The following is an 11,520-nucleotide window of genomic DNA, read 5'->3' as shown; positions in this document are numbered from 1 at the left end:
GTAAGGGATTATTCTGTTTTTTCAACACTCTGCATAAGATTATCAAGATGGCGGCGCATAGTAAGTTTGGCCATATCGGCATCCCTCTGTTCTATTGCCTCAAAAATTTTTCTGTGCTCGGTGTTATAGATATGTCCGGTTTTACGCCTGATAACTTCAAATTCATTTGCGTCTTCCTGTTTCTTTCGAAGCAATCCGACGATGGCTTCGAGTATCTGGTTGCCGCTGGCTTTGGCAAGAAGAAGATGAAATTCCGTATCCAGGTGAGAGACGGATTTACCTTTACGCGCAAGATCTTCCTGTTCTTCCACAATATGCCGCAACTTATCGATATCTTCTTTTGTTGCGTTCTCTGCAGCCAGCTTGGCTACCTCTATCTCCACAGGACGCCTTGCGGTCAGAAGTTCGATTAGCCGTCCCTTTTCTTTACTGTCAAGGACATCCATGAAATCTTCTGTCCATTTGTCCTGCCACTTCCACTCTTCAAGTTCACGCAGGCGTTTAAGCCCGCCTTCTGATAGGGTACGCCCCTGATTGCCGTGTTTTTCGGTCAGCCCGCGGAAGTCCATTTCGCGCAAGAGTCTTCCCACTGTCGCTTCTGCCATGGAGTAGCCCTTTGTATCAAGGTGTCTCTGTACGGAGCCTGCCCCGGCAGGGCTACCGTTCTCCTTAAGGAACAGTAGGATGTCATATATAATGTTCTCGTCCTGAGTCTGCATCATTTTCGAAACACTCCCCATACTACGGAGGCTTAAGGACCTCACGTATAAATTGCTTGAAAATTCAGGCCGCACGGTTTTCATCATTTGATAGTAATATGTAAATATATATTTCAGCAATTTGGATTATATCATTATTGGTCTGTGCTTTGTGATACGTGCTGATAGATTGGGATATTTTGCGGGTGAAAAAGATATGAAAAACCGGTTTAAGCTCTTGGGAGCGCTCTTTTGTCTGATGCTGTGCAATGCAGCCGCCTGCGGTCCTGCGGAGGCGGTCAGGGTTTCCGTGCTTTCCCCTTCCGTAGACGAACAGGTTTTTGAGTCTGGGCGTGACTTTTATGTTATCGGCAGATTGGACCGCGAAGGAGTGAGTGCCGCCGAGCAGCCTCTGGATATTCGTGTCGAAATGGCTATCGCGGGGCTTGTGAGGGACGGGATCAAGATCCCGGTACGTACTATTCAAAGCCGTGTTGACAGAAAGACGGGCTTAACGCCTGAACTAGACATAAATTTCCGCTATAAAGGCAAGGCCCCGTGGGTGGACATCCCTCGGGAGAAACTTATGAAATTTCCCCCTCCGGACCTTGTGTATCACCACGGTGATCCTGACAGTTTCTACGATCCCAGCGTGAAGGCTGTCGTAACGGAGGATAGCTTCGCCGTACTGATACAAGGCGGCTGTACCAAAGACTTTGACACTGACTATGGCAAGGCTGGCACAGGAGACCTTGAATGGAATCTCTATCGTGTGTTCACGACAGTACTCTCCGGCGATGAGGTCCTTGCGGAAAATGAAATGGATGTGATGTTCGGCACAGTGCAGGAGAAAATGCTCGCTCGTTTCTCTCCTGCGAAGCACATAAAGAAGGTCGAGGAGTTCGCGGCCCGACATGGCTACCGCGTATATAAGGATCCATTCCCCGGTTACTGGCCTGTCAGCCCGGATCTGGCATACGAGATCCCGGTCAGGTGGCGTATGAATGACGCGATGGAGTACGTTGAAGGACGTGTCCATGCGGTCATGTATAATATCAGGGAGACATGCTGCGCAGCTCAGGATGTTGAGCTTGGCCGCATAGCCTTTGAAGGCTGGCTTGATTCCGATGAGATGATCTACTATTACTATGACATTGGTGAACCCGAACTGGAATACGAAAAATGGTCCGGAATGGCACATAAAGAAGGACGTATCGTTCCGTTTGAATATGGGGACAGGGTGGCTTTAACTCGCGCAGAGCTTGGCAGTGGCAGGGATAAATATTATCCGGACGAAAGCGCCGGATGTGTGGATTGGGACGTGTACGATTCTGTTTCGACAGACAGGGGAAAACGGCTCACTCTGTATGGCGTGGTAACTCCCATACAGCCGATGCTTTCAGAGGTAACCCCAAATGACGATGGAACTTTTACAATCGGAAACCGCATAGACAAGATACGTTATGTGTTCGAGGACATGATCGACGGAGTTCTTCTTACAGAGGAGAGGTCTGTTTTTCTGACGAGAAACTACAGAAGTGACGGCACTGAATGGTCTGCCGATTCAATATATGAATTTTGCCATAACTTTGACATTCCTGAAGCAATGTACGGTAGAATAGTCACTGTTCACGTTTCTGCGCTTGATCAAAAAGGGAAAGAAGTCGATGGTTCGAAGGAAGATTTCTATCTCAGGGTAAGGTAGAAGGCCGATAGAGTTGTCTTTGAAAGGAAGTTTTTGATATAGCCTCAATAGTTTTGATAGATAACAAGCATCTGCAGATGGATCAGGAGAAGATACCGAAACTCCTCCTGAGTTTTGCTCTGCCTGCTATGATAGGTATGCTCGCAGGTGCTATATACAACATAGTTGACCGCATCTTCGTCGGACAGTTTGTCGGTGCAAATGGCCTGGCTGCAATAACTCTCTCTTTTCCGACTATGATATTGATGTTTGCCTTCTCGTTGCTCATAAGCGTAGGCGGCTCTTCCCGCGTATCAATACTTCGCGGCGCAAGAAAACGGCATCCCGCAGAGCAGGCGCTCGCCCACACCTTTATGCTGCTTGCCCTTGTCGGCTTTGCCGGTATGGCTCTAAGTATAAACGGTGTTGATTTCCTTCTTCGTATCTCCGGTGCGAGCGACGAGATATTGCCGCTTGCCAGAAACTATCTGCGCATAATTCTCATCGGAGGTCCGCTGGCCTTGCTTGGACACGGGATCAACTCCCTGATCCGTGCCTGCGGCAGTCCCCGCTATGCGATGGGGACACAGGTGCTTGGAGCTTTTTCAAATGTTATTCTTGATGCGATATTCATAATGAAAATGGGGATGGGTGTCGAGGGTGCGGCTCTGGGCACCGTCATCGCACAAGGCTGCGCAACTGTCTGCGGCCTGGCGTATTTCTTATTCGGGAATACTCCGCTCAGAATACGCCTGCACTTCCTCCTGCGGCCGCGCTTTAAGGTAGTAAGAAAAATCTGCGCGGTAGGAAGCGCTTCGTTTATAGTGGAACTTTCTTTTTTCCTTTATATGACGGTTATGAACCATATGATACATGCGTACGGAGGAAACATAGCACTCTCCGCAATGGGTATATTCTTCAGCCTTGACTCTCTTCTCTTCCTTCCCGCAATGGCCATAGGGGAGGCGACGCAGCCGATTGTCGGCTACAATTATGGAGCAGGCGAGCCGGAACGTGTTTTGAAGACAATAAAGACAGCGATACTGCTCTCGACATGTTTTTATGTGCTGAGCTTCATACTTGCTGAGTTATTCGCGAAACAGATGATGATGCTCTTTAGCAGTGATCCGGAGCTTCTGGCAGTAGGGATTCCTGGAATGAGAATAGGCTATCTGGGTATCATGTTTGTCGGAGTGCCGATAGTAACCAATGCTGCTCTTCAGGGGATGGCCAAAGCCAAAGAATCTTTGGTGCTCTCTCTCCTGCGCCACGCTGTGTTCATGTTCCTGCCGATGATGGTACTGCCGAACTTCTTTGGCCTCTGGGGCATATGGATGTCATTTCCGACCGGTGATATCTGCGGTTGCATACTCGCATTGTTTTTTCTCAAAAGACTGTTTAGATGGCTGCGTAGTCCTGAAGCCCTTGTGGTGCGGTAACCTTTTATTGTTTTATGCTTAATTGCCCTTGCCAAAAACATAAAAACAGAATAGCATATCCATTATTGTAGAATTGTGTATTCTAAAAGGAGAATGCATAGTTTAAGAAAGTTTAGTCAGAGGTGTATTGAATGGATAAGGTAAAAAAAGAGCTGCCGATTCTTCGCATTGGGAAACATCAGCCCCTCTATCCTATCGTGCAGGGAGGCATGGGGGTCATGGTTTCAGGTCCGAGGCTTGCCGGCGCAGTTGCTTCAGTCGGAGGCATCGGAACGATCGCATCTGTAGGTCTTGCAGTTGCTTCTCCTGATTTCGACGGACGCTGTACACCGAAAGAGAACATGGCGATGCTGAGGAAGCTGATCGGAGAAGCAAGGGCGGCCTCAAACGGCGGGGTGCTTGCTGTAAACTGTATGTGCGCGCTGGCCGATTATGATTCGCTTGTGCGGACCTCATGTGAATCAGGCATAGATATCATTGTCTCAGGGGCAGGATTGCCTCTGAAGCTGCCGGAGCTGACTCAAGATTACCCCGATACCGCACTGGTGCCAATTGTAAGCAGCGTCAAAGCGGCTCATCTTATCATAAGCCGCTGGGGTAAACACTACGGGCGTCTGCCTGACGCCATTGTTGTCGAGACGCCTAACTGCGCAGGCGGACATCTCGGGGCACGTGATGCTGAGCAGGCAATGGATCCCGAGCTTTCTCTGCAAAGCGTCGTGCCTGTGCTCGTATCATATCTTAAAGAAAACAATTACGATATTCCTGTCATTGCAGCCGGAGGAATATGGGATGGGAATGATATGGCGGATGCGTTTGCAATGGGTGCCAAGGGTGTCCAGATGGGAACGCGCTTTGCCGCTACAGAGGAGGGAGATGCCTCCGACCGTTTCAAGCAGGCGTACCTTGATGCAAAAGATGAGGACATAGTGGTCATAAAAAGTCCGTGCGGACTTCCGGGGAGGGCTATAAGGTCTCCCTTGGTTCAGCGCTATCTGGACGGAGTGCTTGAAAAGGTGGCATGCCGTACTTACTGTCTGACGCATTGTATTTGCCGCCTCCAGCATGAGACTTTCTGTATCGCCGATGCCCTTATCAGCGCGTATAAGGGAGACTGGGAGAACGGGCTGTTCTTCTGCGGCAGCAATGTCTCAAAGGTCAACTCTATAGTCAAGGTCAAAGACCTTATGTGTGAACTGCTCGAAGGATTCACGTTTCCAGAAATGAGGAATGCAGCACCTGCTTTGTAGCAGATATTTTTAGTTCGGAAGTAGTTTGATCGCCATCTGAAAAACAGCAAAAATCGGCAATTCCTTATTATCAAGGAATTGCCGATTTTTATGAGAGCTCTTTATACAGGAAATTATTGCCTATTTGCCCGGTATGACGGGAGTGATGATATTGGGATCTGTTATGACTCCATAGTGACGGAACAGCCCGTTCTTGACTATCTGGATCTGTATCGGTTTTATGACCTCGCCCTCTTTGGTAAAGCCATTGATGATGCCGGTCAGTCCGTCGTAGTTTTTAGTTTTTGCGAGAGCCTTGGCAATCGCCGTGCCATCCGTTGTCTTTGCCTGCTTGATTGCGTCGACGAGAAGCATAAATCCGTCATATGCTGAAGCTCCGACCATGTCGGGCTCGATCTTATGGCGTTTCCGATAAGTTGCAAGGAAGTCCTGCACGACTTTGCGCTTGTCGTCGCGGTCAAGGTTTGTGATCATTATGAATCCCTCTGCCGCTTTGCCTGCGATCTCGGCTGTCTTAGGAGAATCCGCCCCTTCTTCTCCTATGAACTGGATGTTGATACCCATTTCCCTTGCCTGCTTCAATGCCGGACCTGTCTGGAAGTAGTATCCGCTGAAGAATACGACATCGGGGTTGGCCGCCTTCATCTTTGAAAGGTATGGTTTGAAGTCCTTCTCGCTCATCGGATATTTCTGATGTGACACTATCTTGGCTTCCGGATGATTTTTAATATATTGCTCAAATCCCTGCGTAAGAGTTGTGCCGAAGTCATTGTCGCTGACGATAAGAGCTATCTTCTTTGCCTTAAGCAGCTTCACTGCTGTGTAAGCAGCGCCCTTTCCCTCTACCGTCCCGAGGAATCCGTTGCGGAACGTGTAGTCACCGATAGTTATGTCCGGGTGCAGTGCGTAAGCCGAGACAAGCGGGATTTTCGCGTCATTGAAGAGTGCTGATACTGCGCGTGTCGGAAGGCTGTATGAACCTGCCACGAAAGCAACCACTTTGTCCTGCTCAATAAGCTTGTTTGCAAGCAGAACAGACTGCTTTGGATCTGCTGCATCATCGTAGCAGATAAGCTCAACCTTCTTGCCCAATACTCCGCCCGCGGCGTTTACCTTCTCAACTGCTATTTTGACTGATTCATTTACGCTGAACCCGTCAGCTGCAGCAAAGCCGGTAAGCGGGGCAAGCATCCCGATCTTTATGGTATCTGCTGCCAACGCTGTTCCGCAGAAGCAGACCAGCGCCAGACATGATACCAGCGCCAAAATTTTTGATACTTTCTTCATATTCTTCATAACGAACACCTCCTGTATTTTTTTGCGGCAGACCCTTATAATGTCCGCCAGAAACACAAATTTATTAAAGAGACGCTGATTGAAACTACGCCGATAAAACGCAGCGGCATTTCCTTAAATTCCCAGATATGACGCTCTTACCATCTTATTTTCAATAAGCTCTTGCGCAGAGCCTTCTATAACGATATTACCCGTTTCAAGCACATATCCCCTGTCTGAGATTTTGAGCGAGGAGAGGGCATTCTGCTCGACGAGAAGGATAGTGAGCCCTTTGTTTTTATTCAGGGATCTAAGCACATCAAAGACCTGTGCCGCAAGCTTGGGCATAAGTCCCATAGACACCTCATCGACAAAAAGAAGCCTCGGAGAGGAGACAAGCGCGCGTGCTATAGCTAGCTGCTGCTGTTCGCCGCCTGAAAGTGTGTTGGCCGACTGGCGGCTTCTCTCCCGAAGTATCGGAAAGAGCTCATATATTGTGTCCAGTTGTCCCTTTAGTGTTGAAGAGATCCCATAGACTCCCATCCGCAGGTTCTCATATACAGAAAGCTGCGGGAAACATCTTGCCCGTTCCGGTACTATACGAATGCCCATGTGAGCCCTTTTGTGTGGGGGGATCTGAGTGATATCATCCCCGTCAAAGAAGACACTCCCTGACTTTACCGGCTGAAGCCCCATAAGTGCACGCAGCGTCGTAGTCTTGCCGGCTCCGTTTGCCCCGATTATCGAGACGAGTTCTCCATTTTCTATACCGAAGCTTATCCCGTGTACAGCCTCAATATCGCCGTAAGCGACACAAAGGTCTTTAACCTCAAGCAACATCTCCGTTAACTCCCTTTCCAAGATATGCCTCGATGACATCCGGGTTGGATGAGACCTCGTCGGGTGTTCCTTCGGCGAGTTTATGGCCGTGGTCAAGCACTATAATGCGGTCAGAAAGTCCCATCGCCACTCGCATATTATGTTCAATCAACAGGATGGAAACTCCGCTCTCTCTTATGCTGCGGATCAGGTTTTCTATTATGCGTATTTCCTCCTGACGGAGCCCGGAGAAGCATTCGTCAAGCAGCAGGAGGCGTGGATCAAGAGCTAATGCGCGCGCTAACTCAAGCTTGCGCAGGTTGCCTAGCGGAAGCATCCCTGCCTTGGTATCTGCCTCGTTTAACAGTCCGACTGTTTCCAGTACTTTTTGTGCGGCAGCCTTGTTTTTACCTGTGTTCCAGAACTTCCACGAACCTATAAAATGGCCGTACAGCGGCATACCAAGCGCTACTATCACGTTTTCCTCGACAGTGAGCCCGCTGAAGGGTTTTACAACCTGGAATGTCCTGCCTACTCCGAGAGATGCCATCTTGTGCGGGGGAAGCCCGTCCGTTCTGAGTCCGTCAAGGAATATCCCGCCGGAGGTGGGTTTATATACGCCGGATATCATGTTGAAGCATGTAGTCTTGCCGGCTCCGTTTGGTCCAAGAAGTCCAAGTATTTCGCGATGGTGTATGTCGAAACTGACATCATCCACTGCCTTAAGCCCGCCAAAATGGATGGACAGGTTCTTCACAGAAACCAAAATATCACTCAACTTTGCCATCCCCCTTTGCCGCGAGCTTATCTTTTTTAATCTTAAGGTTCTTGCGCGACATTACAGAGACGCCGCCAAGAAGTCCTCCCGGGAGAAAACGGATCATCATCAGCAGCAACGTTGCGTAGAGTAACATACGGTAGTCTACCAGAGGCCTGAATATCTCGGGAAGCACTCCAAGTACGACAGCGCCAACAAGCGGTCCCCAGAATGTGCCCAGACCTCCTGCTACGGCGATTGAGAGCAGCGTGACAGAGAACGTGAACGAAAAGGAATCCGCATTGATAAAACGCATGTAGTGGGCATAAAGAGCTCCTGAAAGCCCCGCCATAATCGTCCCGAGCACAAAAGCAGTCAATTTCGCCCTGACAGGCGATACCCCCATGCTAGATGCAGCTGTCTCCTCTTCTCGCACGGCGAAGCATGAAAGTCCTGTCCATGACTTGGTAAAGAACCAACATGTCATCATAACTATAGCTAGACAGACAAGACAGAGAATGAAAAACCCCTGCCCATTAAGCGCCATGCTGAACAGCCGGACGCGTGGGATCCCGCCGATGCCGAGTGCTCCGCCAAGTGCCGGAGTATATTGGAAAATGGCGACGACGATAAAGTTGATGCCAATCGTAGTTATCGCAAGGAAGTCCTCTTTGACGCGAAGGCTGGGAAGTCCGCATAGAAGCCCGACAAGTCCGACAATGAGAAGTGAAATCGGAAGAGCCTGCCAGAAAGTAAGTCCTCCCGCTGTAGTGAGCATCGCATTTGAGTAGGCGCCTATCCCCACGAACGCGGCGTGTCCCAGAGATATCTGTCCCGCGTATCCGACTATGACGTTCAGCCCGCAGGCGGCAATGGCCTGGATTATTATCTGTGTTGCGACACTTATCATATAACTGCTCATGATAGTCCCTCTCCTACCGTTTTCCCATGAGTCCGGTCGGTCGCCACATAAGAATAATGATCATGGCGATGAAAGCCAGGGCATCACGCGGCATCGGAATGTTGGCGTAGCCGATAAGGAATGTCTCCGCAAGGCCCAGAAGAAACGACGCGATCACGGCGCCGGATGCTGATCCCATACCGCCGACGACTATTAAAGCCAGAGTCTTGTATGCCGGAACCTCTCCCATCATTGGATAAACCTGGTTATAGTATATACCGACCAATATTCCCGCTATGGCTGCAATGGCAGATCCTATAACGAATGTCAGAGCCACAGTCACCTGGGTGTTTACGCCAAGCGCCGAGGCTGTTTCCATATCCTGAGATACTGCGCGCATAGCAAGCCCCAGTTCTGTCTTTGTCATCAGCAGCCAGAGCAAAATGAAAACTGTCAAAGAGACGCAGTAAACGGTGACGAGAGCGGAGGATATTGTAAAGTTGCCGATCACGACCGCAGGAAAAGGAAGTTTTGCTGAAAAAGTGCGGACTTCGGGGCCGGCTACGAGTCTGCAGAGCTCTTCGATCGCTATAAGTATCGCTATGCTGCTTATCAGCGGAACATAGGGAGGATATTTAAGAAGCGGGAAATATATGAAACGTTCTATAAGAACGCCGAGGCACGCACAAAAAACCATGCTGCCAAGAGCAGCGAGAAAAATATTTCCGGTTAGAGTGAATAAGTAAAGGCCCATATAAGCTCCGACTGTATAAACCGAAGCGTGGGCAACGTGAAGTATTTTCATTACACCGTAAATAAGAGCCAGCCCGAGGGTGATCAGAGCGTACATTCCTCCTGCGGCCAGACCGTTCAGTGCTTGTTCAATAAATAGCTGCATCTTTATAATTTCCCCCAATTGTATCTACGTAAGTGCCGTAATTTTAGTCCTTTTCAGCAAAAAAGTAACCGTAAATAATGTTACTTTTTCCCCATGAAAAATCAAAACAGACAGACGCCACGGAAAATGCATTCCGCAGCTGCAAGCCGTTAGCAGTCGAAAAAACTAAAAGCTGGTATAACTCTTAACGTGTTTTACGGAATTTCTACATAAATCAGCGGATAAAGTTTGTTATGATCCGTTCATCATCCTTTGGCAGAGGAATATCTCTTTTTCCGGCATCTACGACCTTAAGCAGCCAGGCCATGGCCCTCGCATTTTTCTGTATTGTCTGTATTCCTTCTCCATCCCGCATAATTTCACCGGCATCCATACCATAAGCGACGGTCCAGTATTGTGATGGAGGCGTAATGGTCTCTGCGAGATCCAGATAATTATTCAGCTGGTGTATGGTATCAACACCGCCGGCGCGTCTTACGACAGTTATCGCGGTTGCGATTTTATATTTGAAATAGCGGGAACTTGTAAAAAATACCCTGTCCAAAAAAGATTTCATAGTCCCGGCAATGCCGGCGTAATAGGTTGGAGAGGCTAGAATGAAGCCGTCTGCCTTACGCATTTTTTCCGCCGCTTCGTTAACGATGTCATCTTTGAAGACACATCGGTTGAGCTCGGAATTCCAGCAATAGCCGCAGCCTATACAGCCATGAATTAAATTATTGCCTACATGTATAATCTCGACCTCTATGCCCTCATGCTCCAATTCATCAGCCATCAGTTTTAATGCCTGGCCCGTATTGCTGTTTTTATTGGGACTTCCGTTAATTGCAATTACCTTCATAAAGATACCTTCTTTCTATACAATGATTTTATACCAATATACCAATAGTATAAATCCAGGCGGCGATCGAGGCAATTTTCAATCTGCTGTAAATTTTAGCGCCGTACCGCCATGGATGAGGTTTCAGGCTTTCATTCAAGCGGATAGGATTATTACAGCGCGACACCTGTCTTATAGATCAATTGTTTTTTTATGGGCAGCGGTATACATGAACAAATTTAAGGGTATAATATTTGCGGTCAAGGCGCGTGTTAAATGGGTCATGGTGGCAGCATTGGTTCTGAGTAGAGAGGGGCTAGGATTTCGCCGATATGACAATAATTTGACGGTAAAAATTCAATCTCTGCAGGTGGATATCCAGATTTAAGGTGAATAGGCAAAGCTTTAGGAAAATGGATCTTCCTTCTAATAGGATCAAAATGGAATTTTCGGGATAAGGATCAGATCTGAATAAAAAGATAAAATAAAATACGCAAAAGACAGATTACGGCGATTATAAGTATCTTGCCATTTGCGTTAGTGTGAAGGATGGACGATGAAAAATATAAAAGAGCTTTTATTCGACGTTCTTGTGCCGTGGAAAGACAGCCTCAGGGAATGTTATGATTGCCCGTTCCGGCAGGAGTATGTGCCGCACCTGTGTCCAAACGGAGAAACTATCGACCTGCCTCGCTGTCGTGGAAAAGTGATGCTGGGCATTAAAAATCCATGTGAATACAGAAGGTTAATGAGATAAAATAACCGCTCAGGACCAACGTCCTGAGCGGTTATTTTTTAAGTTGGCAGCCATACGACAGCAAAAAAATAAAAAAGTTTTCGGCAATGTACCGAAAACCCTGTAATAATCTGGAGCCGCCTTCCGGACTCGGACCGGAGACCCCATCCTTACCATGGATGTGCTCTACCTACTGAGCTAAGGCGGCAACCAATAATGCGGTAAGGGCATTTTTTGGCATAG

11 protein-coding genes and 1 tRNA gene are annotated in these 11,520 nt (G+C 48.4%); 4 read left to right on the top strand and 8 right to left on the bottom strand.

Translation table 11 applies throughout. The features are described from left to right. Positions 1 to 8: 8 nt before the first annotated feature. Positions 9 to 722, bottom strand: coding sequence for an FCD domain-containing protein (locus tag LLF78_08840; protein MCE5202596.1), 714 nt, complete (start codon positions 720 to 722; stop codon positions 9 to 11). A 235-nt stretch (positions 723 to 957) separates the two neighbouring features. Between LLF78_08840 and LLF78_08835 the strand changes: the two genes are divergently transcribed. From LLF78_08835 to LLF78_08825, 3 genes are all read left to right on the top strand, one after another. Continuing rightward, positions 958 to 2,403 carry a hypothetical protein gene (locus tag LLF78_08835; GenBank protein ID MCE5202595.1) on the top strand — a complete coding sequence of 482 codons (1,446 nt, stop codon included), beginning with the start codon at positions 958 to 960 and terminating at the stop codon, positions 2,401 to 2,403. 77 nt (positions 2,404 to 2,480) lie between these two features. Continuing rightward, the gene (locus tag LLF78_08830; protein ID MCE5202594.1) at positions 2,481 to 3,821 is read left to right on the top strand and encodes an MATE family efflux transporter; all 1,341 of its coding nucleotides are present in this window, start codon (positions 2,481 to 2,483) and stop codon (positions 3,819 to 3,821) included. A 131-nt stretch (positions 3,822 to 3,952) separates the two neighbouring features. Continuing rightward, the gene (locus LLF78_08825) at positions 3,953 to 5,071 is read left to right on the top strand and encodes a nitronate monooxygenase family protein (GenBank protein ID MCE5202593.1); all 1,119 of its coding nucleotides are present in this window, start codon (positions 3,953 to 3,955) and stop codon (positions 5,069 to 5,071) included. 120 nt (positions 5,072 to 5,191) lie between these two features. Here the strand turns inward: LLF78_08825 and LLF78_08820 are convergent, their stop codons facing one another. From LLF78_08820 to LLF78_08795, 6 genes are all read right to left on the bottom strand, one after another. Next, the gene (locus LLF78_08820; GenBank protein ID MCE5202592.1) at positions 5,192 to 6,358 is read right to left on the bottom strand and encodes an ABC transporter substrate-binding protein; all 1,167 of its coding nucleotides are present in this window, start codon (positions 6,356 to 6,358) and stop codon (positions 5,192 to 5,194) included. Between the two features lie 123 nt (positions 6,359 to 6,481). Next, on the bottom strand, positions 6,482 to 7,186 hold the full coding sequence (locus tag LLF78_08815) for an ABC transporter ATP-binding protein (protein ID MCE5202591.1): 705 nt from the start codon (positions 7,184 to 7,186) through the stop codon (positions 6,482 to 6,484). After that, the gene (locus LLF78_08810) at positions 7,176 to 7,943 is read right to left on the bottom strand and encodes an ABC transporter ATP-binding protein (GenBank protein ID MCE5202590.1); all 768 of its coding nucleotides are present in this window, start codon (positions 7,941 to 7,943) and stop codon (positions 7,176 to 7,178) included. The genes LLF78_08815 and LLF78_08810 overlap by 11 nt, the downstream gene beginning before the upstream one ends. Further along, a complete protein-coding gene (locus LLF78_08805; protein ID MCE5202589.1) occupies positions 7,936 to 8,844 on the bottom strand; it encodes a branched-chain amino acid ABC transporter permease in 909 nt (302 codons plus the stop codon). Before LLF78_08805 ends, LLF78_08810 begins: the two co-directional genes overlap by 8 nt. A 13-nt stretch (positions 8,845 to 8,857) precedes the next feature. Continuing rightward, the gene (locus tag LLF78_08800) at positions 8,858 to 9,721 is read right to left on the bottom strand and encodes a branched-chain amino acid ABC transporter permease (GenBank protein MCE5202588.1); all 864 of its coding nucleotides are present in this window, start codon (positions 9,719 to 9,721) and stop codon (positions 8,858 to 8,860) included. A 214-nt stretch (positions 9,722 to 9,935) separates the two neighbouring features. Further along, a complete protein-coding gene (locus tag LLF78_08795) occupies positions 9,936 to 10,562 on the bottom strand; it encodes a flavodoxin family protein (protein ID MCE5202587.1) in 627 nt (208 codons plus the stop codon). Positions 10,563 to 11,097: 535 nt separating this feature from the next. Between LLF78_08795 and LLF78_08790 the strand changes: the two genes are divergently transcribed. Beyond that, positions 11,098 to 11,298, top strand: coding sequence for a hypothetical protein (locus tag LLF78_08790; protein ID MCE5202586.1), 201 nt, complete (start codon positions 11,098 to 11,100; stop codon positions 11,296 to 11,298). A 111-nt stretch (positions 11,299 to 11,409) separates the two neighbouring features. On the opposite strand, the gene LLF78_08785 is transcribed toward LLF78_08790, so the two are convergent. Then, positions 11,410 to 11,485, bottom strand: a tRNA-Thr gene (locus LLF78_08785). Between the last annotated feature and the right edge of the window lie 35 nt (positions 11,486 to 11,520).

Source organism: Synergistaceae bacterium, from assembly GCA_021372895.1.
GTDB lineage: Bacteria > Synergistota > Synergistia > Synergistales > Synergistaceae > JAJFTP01.
Note: the sequence above shows the minus strand (reverse complement) of the source record. Positions and strands in the feature narration are given on the sequence as shown.

Excerpts from the sequence above, each read along its gene's own strand:
- LLF78_08825 (MCE5202593.1), top strand. The coding sequence starts at position 3,953 with ATGGATAAGGTAAAAAAAGAGCTGCCGATTCTTCGCATTGGGAAACAT.
- LLF78_08795 (MCE5202587.1), bottom strand. The coding sequence starts at position 10,562 with ATGAAGGTAATTGCAATTAACGGAAGTCCCAATAAAAACAGCAATACG.
- LLF78_08840 (MCE5202596.1), bottom strand. The coding sequence starts at position 722 with ATGATGCAGACTCAGGACGAGAACATTATATATGACATCCTACTGTTC.
- LLF78_08805 (MCE5202589.1), bottom strand. The coding sequence starts at position 8,844 with ATGAGCAGTTATATGATAAGTGTCGCAACACAGATAATAATCCAGGCC.
- LLF78_08815 (MCE5202591.1), bottom strand. The coding sequence starts at position 7,186 with ATGTTGCTTGAGGTTAAAGACCTTTGTGTCGCTTACGGCGATATTGAG.
- LLF78_08790 (MCE5202586.1), top strand. The coding sequence starts at position 11,098 with ATGAAAAATATAAAAGAGCTTTTATTCGACGTTCTTGTGCCGTGGAAA.
- LLF78_08830 (MCE5202594.1), top strand. The coding sequence starts at position 2,481 with ATGGATCAGGAGAAGATACCGAAACTCCTCCTGAGTTTTGCTCTGCCT.
- LLF78_08820 (MCE5202592.1), bottom strand. The coding sequence starts at position 6,358 with ATGAAGAAAGTATCAAAAATTTTGGCGCTGGTATCATGTCTGGCGCTG.
- LLF78_08835 (MCE5202595.1), top strand. The coding sequence starts at position 958 with ATGCTGTGCAATGCAGCCGCCTGCGGTCCTGCGGAGGCGGTCAGGGTT.
- LLF78_08800 (MCE5202588.1), bottom strand. The coding sequence starts at position 9,721 with ATGCAGCTATTTATTGAACAAGCACTGAACGGTCTGGCCGCAGGAGGA.